This is a genomic window from Thalassobacillus devorans (assembly GCF_011761345.1).
GTDB classification, from domain to species: domain Bacteria; phylum Bacillota; class Bacilli; order Bacillales; family Halobacillaceae; genus Thalassobacillus; species Thalassobacillus devorans.
On the sequence record NZ_JAASRY010000006.1, the window covers coordinates 44,982 to 64,367 of the forward strand.

At 44.9% G+C, this 19,386-nt stretch carries 19 protein-coding genes; 3 read left to right on the forward strand and 16 right to left on the reverse strand.

Annotation, left to right across the window (positions count from 1 at the left end):
* Window positions 1-66: 66 nt before the first annotated feature.
* The 12 genes from FHS45_RS17085 to FHS45_RS17140 all read right to left on the reverse strand — a co-directional run bounded on the left by FHS45_RS17085 (window position 67) and on the right by FHS45_RS17140 (window position 12,517).
* Complete coding sequence (locus FHS45_RS17085; RefSeq protein WP_062438868.1) at window positions 67-984, reverse strand: fumarylacetoacetate hydrolase family protein; 918 nt, start codon at window positions 982-984, stop codon at window positions 67-69.
* A complete protein-coding gene (locus FHS45_RS17090; protein WP_062438865.1) occupies window positions 981-1,610 on the reverse strand; it encodes a flavin reductase family protein in 630 nt (209 codons plus the stop codon). Before FHS45_RS17090 ends, FHS45_RS17085 begins: the two co-directional genes overlap by 4 nt.
* Before the next feature lie 80 nt (window positions 1,611-1,690).
* Window positions 1,691-2,812, reverse strand: coding sequence for a 4-hydroxyphenylpyruvate dioxygenase (gene hppD / locus FHS45_RS17095; protein WP_062438862.1), 1,122 nt, complete (start codon window positions 2,810-2,812; stop codon window positions 1,691-1,693).
* Between the two features lie 30 nt (window positions 2,813-2,842).
* Window positions 2,843-4,054: a dihydrolipoamide acetyltransferase family protein gene (locus FHS45_RS17100; RefSeq protein WP_062438860.1), complete on the reverse strand. Its 1,212-nt coding sequence runs from the start codon at window positions 4,052-4,054 to the stop codon at window positions 2,843-2,845.
* A 15-nt stretch (window positions 4,055-4,069) separates the two neighbouring features.
* The gene (locus FHS45_RS17105; RefSeq protein ID WP_062438857.1) at window positions 4,070-5,071 is read right to left on the reverse strand and encodes an alpha-ketoacid dehydrogenase subunit beta; all 1,002 of its coding nucleotides are present in this window, start codon (window positions 5,069-5,071) and stop codon (window positions 4,070-4,072) included.
* On the reverse strand, window positions 5,050-6,138 hold the full coding sequence (pdhA, locus tag FHS45_RS17110) for a pyruvate dehydrogenase (acetyl-transferring) E1 component subunit alpha (protein ID WP_062438855.1): 1,089 nt from the start codon (window positions 6,136-6,138) through the stop codon (window positions 5,050-5,052). The genes FHS45_RS17105 and pdhA overlap by 22 nt, the downstream gene beginning before the upstream one ends.
* 28 nt (window positions 6,139-6,166) lie before the next feature.
* Window positions 6,167-7,273 carry a Leu/Phe/Val dehydrogenase gene (locus FHS45_RS17115; protein WP_062439127.1) on the reverse strand — a complete coding sequence of 369 codons (1,107 nt, stop codon included), beginning with the start codon at window positions 7,271-7,273 and terminating at the stop codon, window positions 6,167-6,169.
* A gap of 67 nt (window positions 7,274-7,340) precedes the next feature.
* A complete protein-coding gene (locus tag FHS45_RS17120) occupies window positions 7,341-7,739 on the reverse strand; it encodes a thioesterase family protein (protein ID WP_062438852.1) in 399 nt (132 codons plus the stop codon).
* 99 nt (window positions 7,740-7,838) lie between these two features.
* Window positions 7,839-8,633: an ABC transporter ATP-binding protein gene (locus FHS45_RS17125; RefSeq protein WP_062438850.1), complete on the reverse strand. Its 795-nt coding sequence runs from the start codon at window positions 8,631-8,633 to the stop codon at window positions 7,839-7,841.
* A complete protein-coding gene (locus tag FHS45_RS17130; protein ID WP_062438849.1) occupies window positions 8,617-9,633 on the reverse strand; it encodes an ABC transporter permease in 1,017 nt (338 codons plus the stop codon). Before FHS45_RS17130 ends, FHS45_RS17125 begins: the two co-directional genes overlap by 17 nt.
* A 19-nt stretch (window positions 9,634-9,652) precedes the next feature.
* Window positions 9,653-10,642: an ABC transporter substrate-binding protein gene (locus FHS45_RS17135; protein ID WP_062438846.1), complete on the reverse strand. Its 990-nt coding sequence runs from the start codon at window positions 10,640-10,642 to the stop codon at window positions 9,653-9,655.
* A 909-nt stretch (window positions 10,643-11,551) separates the two neighbouring features.
* A complete protein-coding gene (locus tag FHS45_RS17140) occupies window positions 11,552-12,517 on the reverse strand; it encodes an NAD(P)H-dependent flavin oxidoreductase (protein WP_062438843.1) in 966 nt (321 codons plus the stop codon).
* 69 nt (window positions 12,518-12,586) lie between these two features.
* Between FHS45_RS17140 and FHS45_RS17145 the strand changes: the two genes are divergently transcribed.
* Window positions 12,587-13,099 carry a gamma carbonic anhydrase family protein gene (locus tag FHS45_RS17145; protein ID WP_062438840.1) on the forward strand — a complete coding sequence of 171 codons (513 nt, stop codon included), beginning with the start codon at window positions 12,587-12,589 and terminating at the stop codon, window positions 13,097-13,099.
* A 53-nt stretch (window positions 13,100-13,152) separates the two neighbouring features.
* Here the strand turns inward: FHS45_RS17145 and paaX are convergent, their stop codons facing one another.
* Together paaX and FHS45_RS17155 are read right to left on the reverse strand one after the other, a co-directional pair.
* Window positions 13,153-14,031: a phenylacetic acid degradation operon negative regulatory protein PaaX gene (paaX, locus tag FHS45_RS17150; RefSeq protein ID WP_062439125.1), complete on the reverse strand. Its 879-nt coding sequence runs from the start codon at window positions 14,029-14,031 to the stop codon at window positions 13,153-13,155.
* 149 nt (window positions 14,032-14,180) lie between these two features.
* Complete coding sequence (locus FHS45_RS17155) at window positions 14,181-14,696, reverse strand: M15 family metallopeptidase (protein WP_082411887.1); 516 nt, start codon at window positions 14,694-14,696, stop codon at window positions 14,181-14,183.
* A gap of 235 nt (window positions 14,697-14,931) precedes the next feature.
* On the opposite strand from FHS45_RS17155, the gene FHS45_RS17160 reads away from it, so the two are divergent.
* Together FHS45_RS17160 and FHS45_RS17165 are read left to right on the forward strand one after the other, a co-directional pair.
* On the forward strand, window positions 14,932-16,389 hold the full coding sequence (locus FHS45_RS17160; RefSeq protein WP_062438835.1) for a hypothetical protein: 1,458 nt from the start codon (window positions 14,932-14,934) through the stop codon (window positions 16,387-16,389).
* A gap of 113 nt (window positions 16,390-16,502) precedes the next feature.
* Window positions 16,503-17,180, forward strand: coding sequence for a protein kinase family protein (locus tag FHS45_RS17165; RefSeq protein WP_062438834.1), 678 nt, complete (start codon window positions 16,503-16,505; stop codon window positions 17,178-17,180).
* Between the two features lie 55 nt (window positions 17,181-17,235).
* On the opposite strand, the gene FHS45_RS17170 is transcribed toward FHS45_RS17165, so the two are convergent.
* A complete protein-coding gene (locus tag FHS45_RS17170) occupies window positions 17,236-18,771 on the reverse strand; it encodes a BCCT family transporter (RefSeq protein WP_062438831.1) in 1,536 nt (511 codons plus the stop codon).
* A gap of 173 nt (window positions 18,772-18,944) precedes the next feature.
* Window positions 18,945-19,280 (reverse strand): hypothetical protein, encoded by a 336-nt coding sequence (locus FHS45_RS17175; RefSeq protein ID WP_062438830.1) that lies wholly within the window; start codon window positions 19,278-19,280, stop codon window positions 18,945-18,947.
* Between the last annotated feature and the right edge of the window lie 106 nt (window positions 19,281-19,386).

Consider the following 19,386-nt stretch of genomic DNA (forward strand, 5'->3'; position numbering starts at 1 on the left):
GGTATGTCGCTTATGAGGAATCTCCCCTAAACTTCGATAAAACACCCGGCTCCCTCCTTCAACTGCTTATATTATTTTATTTGTCAGCTTTCCTAACCCTGTGATTTCAAGAGACACTTCATCCCCCGGCTCCAGCCACCGGTGTACATCTGTTCCTAACTCCAGAATGCAACCCGTACCTACTGTACCTGAGCCGATCACTTCGCCAGGGTAGAGTGTGACATCTGCGGAAGCACGCTCAATCATTTCTGCAAACGAATAATGTATCGTCTCAAAATTTCCTTCCGAAAGAACCTTCCCATTTACTGCTGCTTTCATTTCCAGGTCATAACGCCTGTCTTTTTGAAAAGGAATCAGCTCATCTTTCGTGACCAGCCACGGTCCAATGGAAGTAGCGAAATCTTTCCCCTTCGCAGGTCCAAGGCCGACCTTCATTTCCTGCCGTTGCAGATCGCGGGCACTCCAATCGTTCATAATGCAATAGCCGAATATGTAATCATCTGCCTCTGCAGCAGGTATATTCCGGCCTTGTTTCCCGATGACACATGCGATTTCCAATTCATAATCCAGCCATTCACTGTTTTTCGGCCTGGCCACTTCTTCATCCGGTCCTTTGATCGCCAGGTGATTGGTAAAATAAAAAACAGGAATCCCATACCATTCGGGCACTACCTCGAGGCCGCGCTTGGCTCGCGCTGTCTTTACGTGTTCTTCAAAAGCATAGAAATCACGGACACTGACAGGCCGGGGCAAAGGTGCTAACAAATCCACCTCTTCTATTCGATAGACCCCTGCATCTTCTGTGTTCAAAGAATCTGCGAGTTTATCAACCAGACCGCGACATGCTTCTTCTTTTTCCAGGAAACTCACTAAATCTATCGGCAATTCGCCGTTCGAAGCCTCATACATATCTACCACTACATCATTGTCTATCCATCCTGCGGCAATCCTTCCTTGCTTATTACGAAACGTGATATATTTCATTTCAATCCCTCAGGTTTTTTCTTCCGTTCTAACGTGAACGTTTCGGCAATCGCTTTTGTATAATTCTGTCCTGCCAGCCGTCCGATTGGGTTCAGTTTGTCCGTATCAATTCGGCCATTTTCATATAAATCGTCGTTGACCTGAACCACCTTCACCTTTCCGATCACCAGGCTTCCGGCTCCTGGCTCATTGCCAAAATGAAGCAATTCATGGAGCTCGCACTCCAGATGTACCCTGCTCTCCTTTACACGCGGAGGCTTGATGGAGGCACTCGCTGTTTTCGTTAATCCGGCAGCTTCGAATTCATCGACACCATACTGGTACTCGACCGCCGTATTATTCATTTGTTCTGCAAAATCTTCGCTGACAACGTTGATGACAAATTCCTTCGTCGCTTCAATATTCCGTAATGTATCCTTCTTCTCACCATCTGTCCCACGAAGCATGGGAGCAAAGCATATCAGCATCGGATCGGCACAGATGCCGGTAAAAAAACTGAATGGGGCGAGGTTTGCGTTTCCTTGTGCATCCACAGTAGAAACGAAAGCAATCGGCCTGGGGAGCACGGAACCAATCAATAGTTTATATGCGTCTTTCCAGGCCAGGCTATCGGGTTTAATTTCCATGATTTATCCACCACGCTTTCTTAGTAGAAAAAGGGAGAACCGTAGTCTCCCTTGATTTTATACTGCAGTTATACCTTCTTTTAAAGATTTCCTCTTCGTTCCTGTTCCCGTTCGATAGATTCGAAGAGTGCCTTGAAGTTTCCTTCCCCGAACCCGCGGGCCCCTTTACGCTGGATGATTTCGATGAACATCGTAGGACGGTCGACAATCGGCTTTGTAAAAATCTGTAATAGGTATCCTTCATCATCCCGGTCTACTAGAATCTTCAACTCCCTTAATTTGTCGATTTCTTCATCTATTTCCCCGACTCGGTCGGACAGTTCATCGTAATAGGCATCTGGTGTATTAAGGAACTCTACACCGTTTTCACGAAGCTTGGTTACCGTATCGACGATATCTCCGGTTATTAAGGCAATGTGCTGCACACCAGGGCCATTATAGAAGTCAAGGTATTCTTCGATTTGAGACTTTCTCTTTCCCTCTGCTGGTTCGTTGATCGGGAATTTGATCCGTCCGCCGTTGTGCATCACTTTTGACATTAACGCGGAATATTCGGTTGTGATATCTTCATCCGAGAAGTGGCGCATTTCCTTGAAGCCCATGACTTTTTCATAGTAGGACACCCATTCTTCCATCCGCTCTACATTTCCTACTACATGGTCAATAGCGGCAATGCCGGCCGATTCATGAGGGATTTCGAAATCGGCTGGAAGGAATCCAGGCATGAACACGCCTTTATAATCTTTACGCTCCACCAAGGTATGGATCGTATCGCCATACGTTCCAATTACCGCTTTTTTCACTTGTCCATACTCATCATCGATCGTGAAAGGCGGTGTAATTTCAATCGCACCACGGGATACCGCTTCTTTATAAGCTTTATCGACGTCATCTACCGTAAGGGCGACGTCTTTCACCCCATCCCCGTGCTTTTTCGTGAATTCGGCAACTCTGCTGCTTTCTGTCAATGTGCCTGTCACGACAATCCTGACCTTGCGTTGCTGCAGAACATAAGATACTGTTTCACGGTTACCTGTTTCCAATCCGGAATAAGCGACCGGTTCAAACCCGAATGCCGTACAGAAAAAGTGGGCTGCCTGCTTAGCGTTTCCAGTGTAATATTCCAGGTAATCCACTTCTTTGACCGGGAAAAAATCCTCAACCGCTTCTGGCGCCTGTTTTTGTGTAACTTGTTCTTTCATACGTAATCCCTCCAACATTAATAATTCTTATTATTTCAAATCAACGAATAGTAAATATGGACGTTCTATCAAGGTCTGCACCCGGTTGGTGAATGAAACTGCCGTACCCCCATCTGTCACACGATGATCGAACACCATTGAGATATTCATCATCGAACGAATCGCTATTTCGTCCTCATTGACCACCATCGGGCGTCTTTTTGTTTTATGAAAAGCCATCAGCCCAACTTCCGGATAGTTGATGATCGGGGTAGCCCCAATGCTGCCGCCAAGCGGGCCGACATTGCTGATGGTGAATGTACTCCCCGTCATTTCTTCACGCTTCAAGCGATTCTCAACAGCTTTTTGTGTCAGTGCTTTCATTTCTTCATGGATGGTCTGCAATGACTTTTCCTCTACATTTTTAAGTACAGGAACAATCAGACCTTGTGCTGTATCCGTAGCAATTCCGATGTGATGCTCCTTTATGAGCCGGATGGTTTCGTTCTCTTCATCGAGTCTGGCGTTGAAAACTGGAAATTCCTGAAGTGCCACTGATACTGCTTTGACAAAAAAAGCAGTCGCCGAAATAGAAAGTTCCTCCTGCTTCAGTTCCTGTTTGATATTAAGTAATTCCGTGACATCTATTTCTTCAAAGTGCGTACAATGAGGAATGGTAAAAAGGGATTGCGTCATCTTATTAGCAATCTGCTTTCTTCTGCCACGGAAAGGAATCGTCTCCAAATTTTCTGTTGTGGCTTCCATTTGTTCTTCCACTTCGTCAGGTGATTCAGGAACTGGCTCAGCGTAACGTTTAACATCCTCCACTGTAATCCTGCCTCTGACACCGGTTCCTTCTACCTCTTCAATATCAACGTCAAGCTCGCGGGCAACCTTCCTTGTATAAGGCGCAGCCTTGACACGGCGGTCTGGAGCCGTAACTTCGAAGCTTTGAACCAGAGGGGCTTCCGCTTTCACTGGCTCTTTCTCTAACTCCACTGTAGCAGCGGTTTCCCGTTCCGCTTCTCCGGAGGTTTCGAGTACGACCACCGTTGTCCCAATGGAAATGGTTTTCCCCTCTTCCACCAACAGTTCCTTGACTACCCCTTGCTGTGGAGCAGGGATTTCTGCTGTCATTTTATCTGTAGAAACCTCTACTACCGGCTGATCAACAGCCACCTTATCACCAGGCTTCACTAGAAAATGTGTCACCTCTGCTTCGGTCATTCCCTCCCCGATATCATGAAGCTTTATTTCAACCATTGTCATCCTCCCCCGTCAAAACTTGATCACCTTTTCGATCGCATGCTTCACCCTTGCCGGAGTCGGCAGGTATTCATCTTCAAATCCGAAAAAAGGTACCGGTGAGTCAAAACCGGTCACACGCTCAACCGGGGCTTTCTGATAAAGAAAAGAGGTATCGTTGACGATTGCCAGTACATCATTTCCCACTCCCCCGGTTCCATGTGCTTCATGAACTATGACTGTCCTTCCTGTTTTTTGAACAGAGGCGGCTATCGTATCCCGATCAATCGGATAAAGGGTACGAAGATCAATCAGTTCACAGGAAACCCCTTTTGCTTCCATTTCTTTCACTGCCTGCGATGCGACAGGAACCATCGCTCCCCAGGTAATGATAGAAACATCATTTCCCTCCTGCAGCTTGTTCGCTTTCCCGATTTCCACGGTATATTTTCCTACCGGCACTTCTTCCCGGGACGAGCGATAGCACCGCATCGGTTCTAAAAATAAAACAGGATCCGGATCCTCGATTGCCGCTATAAGCAGCCCTTTCGCATCCACAGGTGACGCTGGACAGACGACTTTCAACCCGGGCATGTGGGTGAAAATCGCTTCCGTACTATCGGAATGGATTTCAGGCGCCCGTACCCCTGCCCCATAAGGAGCACGAATTACGATTGGCACCGTAAAATGTCCCATCGTACGGGAACGCAGACGGGAGGCGTGCGTCATAATCTGTTCATAAGCCGGGTAGATGAATCCAAGAAACTGGATTTCAGCCACAGGACGCAGCCCATTGACCGCCATCCCGATCGCCGCTCCGATAAACCCCGCTTCGCTAAGCGGCGTATCCATAACCCTGCCTTCACCGAATTCCTCCTGCAGATGGTCTGTGGCACGAAAGACCCCACCATTCTTACCAACATCCTCCCCAAGCACGAGGACGTTTTCATCTTCTGCAAGCATCGTCCGCATCCCGTCGGTTATAGCCTGGACAAGCGTCATCGTCTTCTTTTTTACTGCTGTTGTTGATTCCATACGGGAACCCCCTTCTTAGCTTGGAAGTATTCCTGCTTTTGCTGCTGCAGCTGCCAGGTGGGTTCCGCGAATACATGATCAAAAATATCAGCGGGGTCTGCTGGCGGGAAACTTTCCATTTCTGCCACCGCAGCATCCACCTCTTCAGCCGCCTGCTTCTGCATACGCTCTGCCCACGCTTCATCGAACCAGCCATTATTTTTTAAAAGTCGTTCTACACGCAGGACTGGATCCGTCTCATTCCTTTTTCGCTCACTCTCCATCTGATCACGATATTTCGTTGGATCATCGGCAGTCGTATGGGCCCCATAACGCCAGGTCACCGCTTCGATTAGTGTCGGTCCTTCACCAGCCCTCGCCCGGTCCATCGCTTTCAACGTTTCAAAATAGACAGCGAACACATCGTTGCCATCAATACGAACCCCGGGGATATCATAAGCCAGCGCTTTCTGGGCAATCGTTTTTGTTTTCATTTGTTTTTCCATTGGTACAGAAATGGCATAACGATTATTTTGGTTAAAAAACACTACCGGAGCTTCAAACACACTGGCCAGGTTCAACCCTTCATGAAAATCGCCTTCAGAAGTGGCACCATCTCCAAAATAGACGATGGCAGTATTTTTCGTTCCTTTCCGTTTTTCCGCAAAAGCTGCCCCTACCGCGTGGGGAAGCTGAGTCGCGATGGGGATGCCAGGAGGGAAGATATTTTTCCCCTCCGGTGGGATACAGCCTTCATTTCTGCCATTCCAGAATAAAAGGATATTTTTCAAGGAGTGCCCGAATGTCATGGCTGCTCCATGATCCCGGTAAGAAGGAAACAGCCAATCCTCCGTTTCCAATGCCAGTGCACTTCCCACCTGGCTTGCTTCCTGCCCTTCGTAGGGCGCATAAGTGCCGATTCTACCCTGACGCTGCAGGCTGATCCCCTTTTTGTCAAAAGTACGGATGCGGATCATGTGCTGGTAAAACGTCCTCGCCAGCTCTTCTGTCACCATTTCTTTGTAATCTTCGCCAGTAATATTGCCGTTTTCATCTACCCATTTCGTTATAGGAAACTGTTTTTCCATCAAACCACCCTTTTTCATGGATGTTTACTTAATTTCTTACCGCCCATTTCGGTCGTTTCATATGGCTGAAGAAGCTGTTGCGCTGGGAACGGGATTCAATTCTTCTTTCACATAACAGATTAGAGGCTTCCACTGTGCAGATACCGCTGTTCATCGATTCCTGGAAAACATCCAGCAACGATGTATAAATCGCTTTTGTCTTCCTCAACACCCTTGCTTTATTCGGTTCGTACAATTCATCTGCTACCTGTATCAGGCCGCCTGCGTTGACGATATAATCCGGTGCATAAAGAATTCCTTTTTCCTGCAGTATTTTCCCATGATGTATATCCAGTAATTGGTTATTTGCTGAACCTGCAACTGCCCTTACCTTCAACTGCTCGATCGTCTCGTCATTGATGACTCCTCCGAAGGCGCATGGTACAAAGACATCAGCGTCAACACTATAAATCTCTTTATCATTGACGACTTTCACGAAACCGTTATACTGTTTCGCTTTGGATAATACATCATCAATGGCTGATTGACTGATGTCAGTGACATACAGGTTGGCTCCTTCCTGGAGCAGGTGCTCAGCTACTTTTGCCCCTACTTTTCCTAAGCCTTGAATAGCATAAGTCTTGTCACCAAGATCCGAAGTTCCCCATACCGCCTGGTTGGTAGCCTTCACCCCATATATGACCCCTAATGCAGTCGGTACGGAGGAATCTCCGCTGCCGCCGTATTCTTCTTCTACTCCTACGATACAGTTGGTTTCTTTCAGCGCATGGACAAAATCCCCCGGCGTTGTTCCCATATCCGTGCCCGTATAAAAGCGCCCGTTCAATGATTCAACGAATTGCCCAAAAGCCCGGAATAACTCAGGATTTTTGTCTTTTGCCGGATCGCCGATGATGACCGCTTTACCTCCCCCGAAATCGACATCGGCAGCCGCGCATTTGTAAGTCATTCCTTTCGAAAGACGCAGGACATCCTCTAAGGCTGCATCCACACTCTCATAAGGCTGCATCCGGCATCCCCCCAGAGCCGGACCAAGGGTCGTGTTATGAATGGCGATAATCGCCTTCAACCCTGTAGCCTGATCGTTACAGAAAAGCACCTGCTGATGCTCACTGATGCGTTCGAACATATCCATGTTCATGATGACTCCCCCTTTGTCACACTTTATAGTAAGCGCTTTCACATTTCCCCAAAAAAATAATTTATACTTTATTCTCTATTTGCAGCATTTTTTTTATCTTTACTTTCGGCAGAATAACCTGCTTCACTTCGCCGGTTCCAATGGTTTTTCCATCACTTTCTGCCTTCACATCTGTAACGACTACATTACGTTTTAATGCTGTCACTGTAGCTGTTATTTGTACTTGGGCCCCCTTCGGAGCAGGGTTAACATGTTTGACTGTGACAGCCCCGCCCATCCCTTCTTCCTCATCTTCTAAATAAGGAAGGATGATTTGCCTTGACGCCCATTCCATATAATAAACAAGGGATACAGTGGAAAAAGTCTCGTGAACAACTTCCCCTTCGAACTGGGCGAACATATCATTTGTCACCTTCGTCCTCACTGTTGCTGATTGTCCTTCATGCATACCAGGCTTCATCAGAATCCCCCCTTATCCTATTGTTCTAGCAGCTATTCCTATGTATCCTGCCAACACAGAAGCGTACCGCCCCCACTTTTGACAGGAATATTTGTGAAATCAGCTCAATAAAGCACGGTCACTGGCCATTTGTTCACCCCGAATTCGCTGGAACTCAGCCATCAGTTTATCCACAGTCAAATGTTTCTTCTCCTGTTCATCCACCTTCAGAATGATTTGACCCTTATCCATCATGATTAACCGGTTTCCTAAATCCAGCGCCTGCTGCATATTATGGGTGACCATCAGGGTGGTCAGATTATATTTCGCTACAATCTCTTTCGTCAGGTTTGTAATCAACTCCGCACGCGAAGGATCGAGAGCGGCTGTGTGCTCATCCAGTAAAAGAATGGCAGGTTCCGTAAAGGTTGCCATCAATAACGACAACGCCTGCCTCTCTCCACCTGAAAGGAGCCCCACTTTTACATTCAATCTGTCTTCCAGTCCAAGATGGAGCGTTTCCAATACTTCTTTAAAATAAGTCCGTCGGCTTTTCGTTACCCCTTTTCGAAAGGTGCGGTTTTTATTACGGGAATAGGCCATAGCCAGATTTTCTTCGATCGTCATTGTCGGAGCCGTCCCCGCCATTGGATCCTGGAAAACTCTTCCGATCAGCTTTGACCGTTTATATTCCGGAACCAGGCTGACATCTTTTTCATTAATACGGACCATCCCTGTATCCGGGAGGAGTACCCCGGAAATGATATTCATCAACGTAGATTTCCCGGCACCATTACTTCCGATAACTGTTACGAAATCCCCACCTTTCATGGAAAGGTCGACATCGTCCAGCGCTATTTTTTCGTCCGGTGTATTTTCATTGAATACTTTATGGATTCTATTTAGCTGCAGCACGTTGCTCTCCCCCACTTTCCATTGGCAGGTCTACCATGATTTCCTTATGCTTTTGTTTCTTCCGTCTCTTTTCACGATGGCTGTCAATCATTTTCGGAACCGTCAATGCTAGAATGACGATTGTAGCTGTAATCAACTTCATATCTCCGGTTTCCAAAAATTCCACCCGAAGTGCCAGACTGACGACAATCCGGTAAATAATGGCGCCGCCAACCACCGCCAGTGTTGTTCTCGCAATTGTCTTCGTACCAAATAGCGCTTCTCCGGTAATGACGGATGCAAGACCGATAATGATCATACCGATTCCCATACCGACATCTGCAAAAGAGCCGTACTGTGCTATCAGAGCCCCTGAAAAAGCGACCATCGCATTTGATAAGCCGAGCCCAAGGATGACTAGCAGGTTGGTATTGGCAGAAAAGCTTCGAATCATCCGTTTATTGTCCCCGGTAGCCCGTACAGCAAGGCCGATCTCGGTTTTCAAGAACATATCGGTGGCGAACTTGATCATTAAAGTAACCAGGATCATGAAAAATAGAATTGCCCAGGTGGAAGGCAGGCTGCCTCCCAGCCCGACCAACTCCAACCCTTTGTTCAGAATCGGATCGATTCCAAGCTTTTCCCAGAATGAAGAGACAGTTGTAAAGGCTGTCTCTTCATTGAGCAAAGGAATATTTGACCTGCCCATTATTCTTAAATTGATCGAATATAGTGCGATCATCATCAGTATCCCGGATAGTAAAGCATTGATTTTACCGATGGTATGAAGCATCCCGGTAATACAGCCCGCCAGGAAGCCGATAACCAGCGCAATGAGGGTAGCAACAAAAGGATTGCCGCCATTGACAATCATTATTGCCGCAACAGCAGCCCCTGTGACAAAGCTTCCATCAACAGTCAAATCGGGGAAATCCAGGATTCGGAAGGATAAGTAGACCCCTAAGGCCATGATGGCGTAGATGATACCTGATTCTAGTGAACCAAAGATTGCTGTAAACAAGTTGAATCATCCTTTCTGCTTAATCACCCTCGTAAAATTCTGCGATGTCGCTCCACTCATCCTTGATTTCAAGACCTTGTGCTTCTGCTGCATCTTTATTGATAACAAGCTTCAAGCTTTGAGGGTAGGAAACTGGAATGTCAGAAGGTTCTTTATCACCATTCAATACCTGGGCAGCCATTTCACCAGTTTCATAGCCGAGGTCTTTATAGCTGAATCCACTGCCAGCTACCGCGCCAGCTTCTACGGAATCCAATTCACCTGCGAACATTGGAATATCTTCTTTCTGAGCAACATCAATAACAGATTCCAAAGCAGAAACTACTGTGTTATCCGTTGGGATATATATGGCATCGACACGCCCTACTAATGATTCAGCTGCCTGCTTTACTTCTGCTGAAGTAGAAACGGAAACAGGTACCAGTTCAACATTTGTGTCTCCTAATACTTCTTTAATGACATCTACTTGTACCGTGGAGTTTTGTTCTCCTGAGTTATAAATGACACCGATTTTTCCAGGCTGTAATTCATCTACGATAAAATTGATAGTTTGAGGAATAGCATCTGGATGTGTATCAGAGGTCCCCGTAATGTTATCACCTGGTTCGTCAAATGACGCAACTAGATTTGCGCCGACCGGATCCGTAACCGAAGTGAAAATGATCGGGATATCTTTGGTTGCATTCAGCGCACTTTGCGCGCTCGGAGTAGCATTAGCAAAAATCAAGTCTACTTTGTCACCAACAAAGTTGTTGGCAATCGATTGGGCATTATTCATATCACCCTGTGCAATTTGTACGTCGTATGTAACATTTTCCCCTTCGACATACCCATTCTCTGCAAGAGCTTCTTTGAATCCTTCAAAAGCTGCGTCTAAGGACGGATGTTCTACAATCTGTGTGACACCAATTGTTACTTTTTCATCACCGGAAGCATCACTGGCACATCCGGCAAGTAAAGCCATGCTCGCAAACAACAGCATCATTACTTCCATTAATCCTTTTTTCATCTTGGTCCCCCTTAAAAATTTTTATCATAATAGAAATGCCTCCCCGGCAACCGCCTCATAAGCACTTCCATCATCACCAATTAAAGTTAATATGATAAACAACATACGTAACGTGTTATTACCGTTATATTATCACTGACACCAGATTACGTCAATTTGTTTTCAGAATATTTACTATTGTTTTATTATTATTAATTCGACTGGAAACCTCAATCTCCTGCATGATTAGGAGATATCTGCCATCCCCTTTTGTCCTTTTTATGTTTTAAAAATACGAGGATAATCAATAATGAACCGAAAAGTCGAAGACTTGATTTCGAAATGATTGTTGGAGTTTAGGGGCTCCGGGAAACGATTCGCTTTCCGTGGGCGTGTGCTGAGTCTCCTCAGGCTTCGCCTTCCGGGGCCTCAGCTATCCCGCATATCCCACAGGACTATGAATTAGCGTCCTGAATTAACCCACGCACGAAGGAAATGCGTAGCATTTTCGAGGAGTCTCACCGTTTCCCTACGCCCCTTTGCCATAGAAAGTTCTCGAAATCACACTTGTGAAAAATGCCCATGAAAATAGAAAGAAGACTTTTGTCCCCTTACATTCTTTATAAATGTCTGAGGATAAAGGTTTTATTGTATTCCTTTTCTCCTTTTGAAGGGTCCGTTTATTACAATAATAGCTGGATGGGCAGGGAAACGGGGAGACTCCGGCGGGAGAAGGGGCTAGGCGAGATACCGCAGGGCTTTAGCCAGAGGAAGCTCACCACATGCCCATGGAAAGTGAGTGATTTCCCGGACCTCTAGAGGCTTCCAATGGTAACGGAAACAGTTTCTCTCGAAACTGGGTCTTAAGTAAAAGTAAGTTTATCTGTGAAATTAGGGACAAAAAAATACTGCAGCTATTTCAGCTGCAGCTTATTTTACATAGTTAGAATTGAAGTTCTCGTGTAACTGCTGGATTCGGGACGCCGCATCATTCATCATCATATCGATAAGCTCAGCAACAGAAGGGATATTAGAAACGAGCCCCGATACCTGTCCTCCGTTAATGAAGCCTTCATCCAGCCGCCCTTCGATTGCACCAATTTTATGATAGTCTTCCGATGTCATCTCATTGAATTTTTCTAATGGTACCCCTGTTTTTTCATAATCAAGCAGTTTCTGACTATAGGGAGTATTCATCACTCTTCTCACTCTGCCGACCGATCTGCCGACAATCACCGTATCGTTTTCTTTCGCTTCCAGCAGCCTCCGTTTGTAGGCCTCATGGAACGGCGCTTCTTTTGTAGCGATCAACCTTGTCCCCATTTGAACACCGCTCGCTCCAAGGGCGAGCACGGAAGCCAGCCCCCTTCCGTCTCCAATGCCTCCTGCTGCCAGTACCGGGACGTTGACAGCATCGACGATTTGAGGAATCAACGTAAGAGTTGTCAATTCAAGGTTAGAGTTGATGCCGGCTGCTTCATAACCCTCCGCCACAATGACATCTGCTCCTGCCTGTTCAGCTTTGACCGCCTGTTTGACGGAAGCAGTGACGGTAATGATTTTCTTTCCATGTTCTTTCAATACAGGTATAAGTGGAGCAGGATTTCCCGCTGATAAGGATACAACTGGCACCTCATGTTTAAGGATAATATCGATAGTCTCCTCTAAGTATGGGGTTACTTTTATCGCGACATTGACGGCAAATGGGCGGTCCGTCCTTTCTTTTGTTTCCAGGATTATGGACTCCAGTTCATGAGGAGGCATAGTCCCTGCCCCGATGGTCCCCAAACCGCCAGCTTCAGAAACAGCAGCAGCAAGCGGAGCATTACTGATATTTCCCATACCACCTTGAATAATCGGATAGCGAATAGTTAATAAATCACAAACATGCTTCATAATTTTCCCCCTTCGTATAAATAATGTTATAATATTTTTAATCTTTACACAACGACAAGGAGGAAGACAATGTTACATACTTACGGAGGAAAGCAGCCTGAAGTAGATGATACGGTATTCATGGCCCCAGGTGCTCATATAATTGGGGATGTCTCCATAGGAAAAGAATCAAGCATCTGGTTTAATGCGGTCTTGCGAGGGGATGAAGCTCCAATCAAAATCGGAGAACGCTGCAGCATTCAGGATAATGCGACCTGTCACCTTTATGAGGAATCTCCGCTAATCATAAAGGATGAAGTGACGGTCGGACATAACGTGATTCTTCACGGATGTACGGTAGAAAACCGCTGCATCATCGGGATGGGCTCGACGATCCTGGATGGAGCAGTGATTGGAGAAGAATCTATTATTGGTGCCAACACTTTGATTCCACCGGGTAAGAAAATCCCGCCTCGTTCGCTTGTAGTCGGATCTCCCGGAAAAGTAGTCCGGGAACTGAACGAAAAAGACTTTGAACTCATCCAGCTTTCGATTGATACTTACGTCCAAAAAGGAAAAGAATACCAACAACAAATTAAATAATCCTTATACAATTGATTTTCCTGCCCTGTTGTTCCCACCATGGCAAAGGAGCTTTAAGGTTCGATCATCAGTGGGTGGTCCATGGCATTATACGATTCATCTTTATGCTTGATTTCATTTCCTTCCCGGAAGACTTGCTCAAAGAAACGGGAAGCCGGCTCTGCCAATGTCCGGTAATAGTCACTGAACAAAGTAGCCGCGTGATTTCCGAGCCACTTCGTCGGCAGCAACTCTTCCGGAAGACCCGGGTCGACGAATAAGAATTTCCGATATTCATGGACAAGACTGGTTCTTTCTACGAAACATTCCGCGTCGGACATTTCTCCTTTTTGAATCTTGTTACGATCGATAATGTACTTCTGGCTATAGTACGAAATGAATTCATTGTATTTCTCATTGATTTCATCAAGGTTCCAGCATTTTTCCACAAGGTTAGAATCATTATTCGGCCCTTTATATTCCGATTCAAAGAAATCGACGTAAGGTTCAATCTCATATTTTTCAATAAGGTTCTTCACCTGTTTCTCTAAATCGTTCGGGGATATCCATGTACTTGTTGACATGGCACCGAAGCCGCTCCACACTAATTCTTTTCTAAACTCATCGCGGGCATTTCTTTTCGTTTCAGGAATCGTGTACATCAACATACGCCACTTTCCATCCCATTCCGCAGGTTTGAATTTAAAAATACGGTCTGCCGCTTCTTCCATACGGTCTATGCCACGCTCTGTCAGATAATAATAGCTTTTGTTCCCTTTCTTTGTCGACTCCACCCAGCCTTGTTTATACATACGGGAAATCGCTGCACGTACTGCCTGTTCATTATGACCGAATTCTTTTAAGAGCGTAATCAAACTGCCAATCCATATTTCATTACCATAATGTCTGATATAATCACCGTATAACGTGAATATCATCGAACGTGTATTCATGCCCATGCCTTTTAACCTCTTTCTTTATCATCTATGATGAAGTTCTATAATTGTCAGAAAATAATGATATCACATACGTGACGGTTCTGCAACGAACCAGCACTTGAACGTCACTAAAAAAGCGCCCAGCTGATGACCAGGCGCATGGATTATTCGTTTTCTTGCGAGTCTTTTCCTTCTGGCCAGTCTGGGCGGAAACCATTTTTCAATTCCCGGATACTATACCCCAAGTCCATCTGTAAGTGCGGATAATCTTTAAAACGCCGCCAGTCCCCACCCCAGTCAAAACCAAGCTCCTTAGCTATATCCACAACTTCCATCCAATCAGAGTCCCCGTTGTCATTGCCATCGTATTCGGTATCCCAAATAATATCCCCATTTTCCTTCCTCAACGCAAAGTCGATGGCCAAACCATAATTATGATAGGATTCACCGCCTTCTGCGTAGGTAACGATGTCACCATCTTCGGACCTGCCGCGCTCGTATATTTCTTCTTGTTCTTCAATGGTACGGAACCCCTCCGTAATCACTACATCGATCCCCTTATCTGCCGCTCTGTCGATGAGCTCATCCCGTTTCTCAGCTACAGCGGGGTGAAGTTCTGTCGGCATCGGGGCGTCACCTTTTCTTTGAGGAAAGTCAAATTTCATGTCTTCATCCTTCATATAAAAGACAAAGAATAGCACAATGGCTGTAAATATAATCAATCCTCCGATGAAACTAAGGATTTTATCTATCAATCGATCCCCTCATTTTCTGTTAATTTCCATGTGTTAGTTATATCTAACATTACTGAAGTTATGATTTCAAACTCTAAGCTTAAGTGGATGTAAACAATTGCAGGAATCTACAATTTTTTACAGAAATAGATTGGTAGGAGATAAAAATGGGGGCAACGTTATGACAAAAACAAAAAACAACCAGAAGAAGGTCCAGTTAACCATTGGCGTTCTCGTTATCCTGAGTCTGTTCATCGGTACGCAATTTTTTATGGGGGATCCCGTTATGGATGCTACTCTTCCGGAAACAGAAGCAGAGGACACAGAAAAAGAAGAGACGGACATTCCGGTACAATGGAAAGATGTTGAAACGAAAGAGGAGATTTATGAACACTTTGAATCGTTTATCCCTGGTTTAAAAACAGCTGCTGATAGAGGGCTATTCCAGGATATAAATCAAACTGTAACCATTCAGGATCATGGAGGAGAAGTCTACCTGGACAAAATCTGGTTCTCAAACCAGGGTACTTTCCTGTTTTACAGTATAGGGCTGGAGGATATAGCCAACCTGCCGAGCAATCACCATAATATTGGGATGAATGGGATGACTATGGAAACCATGGATGGAGACCCTTTCCCTCATTCGCCAACCATGCACGCTACTATCCCGGAAAAAGCGGTCTATGAAGGTAACGTATACCTGCTTGCATCAGGCAGCCCTATTCTTGATGAAGAAGGCAGGCCTGTGGAAAAGATGAATGAAACCGTATCTGTTTATTTTAATGTTACACTTCCCGATGGCAGTTATCGGACGGAAGAGACTACATTAGGATTGGAATATGATTTAAAGGATAACCTGCTCGCTTCTTTCCCAGTAGAACAAACCCTTGAACTAGAGGACGGGGATATCTATATTAAGGAAGTTAATCTCGACGTCATGTCGACCGAGCTGCAAATTCAAGTGGACGAGAAACAAAATCATCCGGTACAGGTAGAAGGGCAATTGAAAACAGAAGATCAAGCATACCCTTTTCATATTTATTTCGATCAACCGAGAGCAGAACAGCAAAATAAGGAGCCAGCCATCTTTTCTGCTTATACCAGCCCTTTTTCGGATATACCGAGTGAAATCGAGCTTTCCTTTATAAAGAGCAGTACTGTTAGTGATCAATCCTACAGCTTTGAGCTGGATGTAAGTGATTATGAAGAATGGAGAAATGACCAAGACGCTTCCTATCAATTGCTGAAGATCGAAAGTGCTGATGAAAAGGTCATCACAGAAATATTTGATACAAAGGTTCTGATAGACAGGCTGGAATACAATCATCAAGGTGCGGAGTTGACGATCCGTTACGATTCCTCTGCCGAGACCGAATCCGGGAGTTTTTTGGGTGTAGAAGCTCCAAGTTTTCTTCATGAAGGGAGTGATCCCTGGCTGGATACCAATATAACCATAAAAAATGAAAATGATGAGTCACCGCTCTCCCAGGCTAATATTCATAGAATGGAGCAAAACAGTTTCACGCTCATCTTACCACCATCTTTTCTTGAAGAATCCGAGCAATTGAACATAACTGTCGAAGACTTACTGCATACCAGAGAAATAAGCGAAAGGCTTACGATCAACACAACTGAGTGACCTGATCTCGTAAGACTTCATGCTAACAACCTACTAATAAACCGGCACGCACTCGAATACTATATTATTCAATAGAAATGTGTATCTCTATTAAAGAAGGGCGTGTTGTCTAGATGTCCAAAGTATCAGATGGTGCACAAGAAGCATTAACAGGGATTGAAATTACCTCCTCTCGAAATAACGGACCAGTCCAAATTGCAGGAAATACTGAAGGCTTACAATGTATAGGTATTGGTACAGATGCAGCTGTCTTCCGCCATATCAACACGCCTTCGTTTGCGTATAAGGTGTATGCCAAGGATAAAGTATATAAAAAAGATATCGAGCACTACGTCTACCAAATATTAGGGGAGACAGAAACTTTGCCAAAGCTTTACGAGACCGGGGACCGTTACCTTAAACTAGGCTACGAAGCAGGACCTACCTTATATGACTGCCTGGTGCAGGGTATCCATATTCCTGCACAGGTAATCCTTGATGTTGAGGATACAAGGAGTTATATCCGGGAATGCGGCTTAAATCCAAGGGATATTCATTTAAAAAATATACTCTTGCAGGATGGCCGGGCAAAGGTCTTAGACGTATCTGAATATGTCATGCCTGGCAATGATTTTCGCTGGGAGCATTTAAAAAAAGCGTATGAATGCTATTACCACTTCATTGATAGCAAACCTGTTCCCTATTGGCTTATGGAAACCATTCGTAAATGGTACAATCATTCTCCTAAAGATTTTGAGACGATTGATGATTTTATGAAGAAAATAGCTAACCTGATACAGTTTAAAAGGTAAAAAAAAGAGGACTGGCAAAATTATTTCCCCAGTCCTCTTGGTTATTTCTAAACTTTTATGACTCGTTTACAGCCGGTGACTTCGCTTTTTTCTTTTTCATCCTTTTTCTTCCCGGCTTCACTTCCTGGCGAGCAGCTTTGAAAAAGGAAGCTCCCATAAGAAGCACGACGAACGAGAATGGAAGTGCAGCGATAATCAGGACATTTTGCAACCCTTGCGTCCCGCCAAAGTAGACAATAATAGCCGCCATCGCAGACAGCGTTAACCCCCAAATGATTTTCACAGCACTGGAAGGATTCAGTGAACCTCCCCCGCTCAACATGCCCAGCACAAATGTGGCTGAGTCAGCTGAGGTTATAAAAAAGATGGCGATAACGAAAATCGTGATGAATGACATCAGTGTACCTAATGGGTAATGCTGCAACACACCGAAGGTTGCTGTTTCCATCGCATAATCGGAGATGACAGCGATGCCATTTTGTTCAAGGTTAAGTGCAGAAACGCCAAATACGGCGAAGAAAATAAAACAGACAAGTGACGGGACTACCAGCACACCAAGCATAAATTCTTTAATGGTACGACCTTTGGAAATCCGGGCGATGAAAATACCGACAAATGGCGACCAGGAAATCCACCATGCCCAATAAAATATCGTCCAGCCATTGATCCAGGATCGATTGTCTTCATTCAACGGGGCGATGCGGAAGCTCATATCGAAAAAGTTAGTAATGTATCTCCCAAGCGTGTCGGTAAACATGTTCAAAATATATATGCTCGGCCCTACAAGGAACAGCAGGATCAACAACAGGAAGCCAAGCCCCATGTTAATATTGCTCAAATATTTGATGCCTTTATGGATTCCCGACCATGCAGAGATGATAAATAACGCCGTTGCGACGGCTAAAATCAATAGTTGGAATCCATAATTATTAGGAGTACCGAATAGAAAAGAGAGTCCTTCATTAATTTGGGCCGAACCAAATCCTAAGGTAGCGGCGACACCTACGACAGTAGCAAAAACTGCTAAAGTATCAATCAATTTACCTGGGGTACCACCCATGCTCTTTTCTCCAAACAGAGGAACAAGTGTGGCGCTGACCAGACCAGGATACCCTTTATGAAACTTAAAGTAGGCAAGTACCAGGGCAACTACACCATAAACGGCCCATGCATGGACACCCCAATGGAAGAAAGAATATTGCAGGGAGTCTTTGATCGCTTGATCTGTCCCTACTTCAGCCACGGGAGCACTCAGGAATGCATGAGAAATTGGTTCCGCAGTCGTCCAGAATACCATTCCCATTCCCATCCCGGCACTGAATAACATAGCAAACCAGGTGGGCAGCTTAAAGTCAGGACGGTCGTTTTCTTTTCCAAGCCGGATTTTTCCAAAGCGTGAAAAAATCAAATAGACACAAAAAACCAGCATAATCATAACAATCAATAAATAATACCAGCCAAACATATCCGAGATATATCCGGTGACATTGCCGGATACTGTTTCCAGGTGATCCGGAGCGAATACTCCCCAAACCACAAAAGCAGTACATATGGCAATCGAATACCAAAAGACTAACGTTACGTTTTTCATAGCTCCTCCTTTTATGTACGTTGAATTGTATGACAAAGGACTACAGTTTAATATACTTACCCTATTTTGTCCAAAACAAACGGCTTTCTCAGGGGAATTGATACAGAAAAGGAGTCCAGGCATATTCCCTGCACTCCTTGGCAATATACTGCAGGGTGACCAATTCCCTTAGTTTACTCGCTGATGTGTTCTACCCTTCCCCCAAACTCCTTTGTGAAGCGATCTGCTATCGGCTTTATTATAGCGAGGTTCCAATCCTTCTGTCTGTTATTATGTATATCGATCCATAGCCTGGCTGTCTTGGGCCAATAGGTAATTTCCAACACGCCTTTTTCATCAGGCTTCTTTACATGCCAATGAACCGAACCTTTTTTTGTACTGAGAGTCGTTTTTTGAGATATTAATAACTCAAATTCGAAAATAATCCTCTCTATTTCCTCACTCACCATATCTTTGTCCATGGGCTTGACTCGATCCAGCTGTGAATCTTTGATTTCATACGTTAGCATTTCTTCTCCCCTTTCAATAAAAATCAATTCAGCGCTTTTCCTGATGGGTCTCCTAAATTTTAACACACTTCGTTGGTATGCCTGCCTCTCTATATACAATAAATAT

What these genes read in the sequence shown, in the direction of transcription:
- FHS45_RS17135 (WP_062438846.1), bottom strand. Translation starts at nt 10,642, where the DNA reads ATGAAAAAAGGATTAATGGAAGTAATGATGCTGTTGTTTGCGAGCATG.
- FHS45_RS17090 (WP_062438865.1), bottom strand. Translation starts at nt 1,610, where the DNA reads ATGGAAATTAAACCCGATAGCCTGGCCTGGAAAGACGCATATAAACTA.
- FHS45_RS17105 (WP_062438857.1), bottom strand. Translation starts at nt 5,071, where the DNA reads ATGGAATCAACAACAGCAGTAAAAAAGAAGACGATGACGCTTGTCCAG.
- FHS45_RS17145 (WP_062438840.1), top strand. Translation starts at nt 12,587, where the DNA reads ATGTTACATACTTACGGAGGAAAGCAGCCTGAAGTAGATGATACGGTA.
- paaX (WP_062439125.1), bottom strand. Translation starts at nt 14,031, where the DNA reads ATGAATACACGTTCGATGATATTCACGTTATACGGTGATTATATCAGA.
- FHS45_RS17155 (WP_082411887.1), bottom strand. Translation starts at nt 14,696, where the DNA reads ATGAAGGATGAAGACATGAAATTTGACTTTCCTCAAAGAAAAGGTGAC.
- FHS45_RS17085 (WP_062438868.1), bottom strand. Translation starts at nt 984, where the DNA reads ATGAAATATATCACGTTTCGTAATAAGCAAGGAAGGATTGCCGCAGGA.
- FHS45_RS17170 (WP_062438831.1), bottom strand. Translation starts at nt 18,771, where the DNA reads ATGAAAAACGTAACGTTAGTCTTTTGGTATTCGATTGCCATATGTACT.
- FHS45_RS17175 (WP_062438830.1), bottom strand. Translation starts at nt 19,280, where the DNA reads ATGCTAACGTATGAAATCAAAGATTCACAGCTGGATCGAGTCAAGCCC.
- FHS45_RS17115 (WP_062439127.1), bottom strand. Translation starts at nt 7,273, where the DNA reads ATGGATATGTTCGAACGCATCAGTGAGCATCAGCAGGTGCTTTTCTGT.
- FHS45_RS17160 (WP_062438835.1), top strand. Translation starts at nt 14,932, where the DNA reads ATGACAAAAACAAAAAACAACCAGAAGAAGGTCCAGTTAACCATTGGC.
- FHS45_RS17165 (WP_062438834.1), top strand. Translation starts at nt 16,503, where the DNA reads ATGTCCAAAGTATCAGATGGTGCACAAGAAGCATTAACAGGGATTGAA.
- hppD (WP_062438862.1), bottom strand. Translation starts at nt 2,812, where the DNA reads ATGAAAGAACAAGTTACACAAAAACAGGCGCCAGAAGCGGTTGAGGAT.
- FHS45_RS17140 (WP_062438843.1), bottom strand. Translation starts at nt 12,517, where the DNA reads ATGAAGCATGTTTGTGATTTATTAACTATTCGCTATCCGATTATTCAA.
- FHS45_RS17120 (WP_062438852.1), bottom strand. Translation starts at nt 7,739, where the DNA reads ATGAAGCCTGGTATGCATGAAGGACAATCAGCAACAGTGAGGACGAAG.
- pdhA (WP_062438855.1), bottom strand. Translation starts at nt 6,138, where the DNA reads ATGGAAAAACAGTTTCCTATAACGAAATGGGTAGATGAAAACGGCAAT.
- FHS45_RS17100 (WP_062438860.1), bottom strand. Translation starts at nt 4,054, where the DNA reads ATGGTTGAAATAAAGCTTCATGATATCGGGGAGGGAATGACCGAAGCA.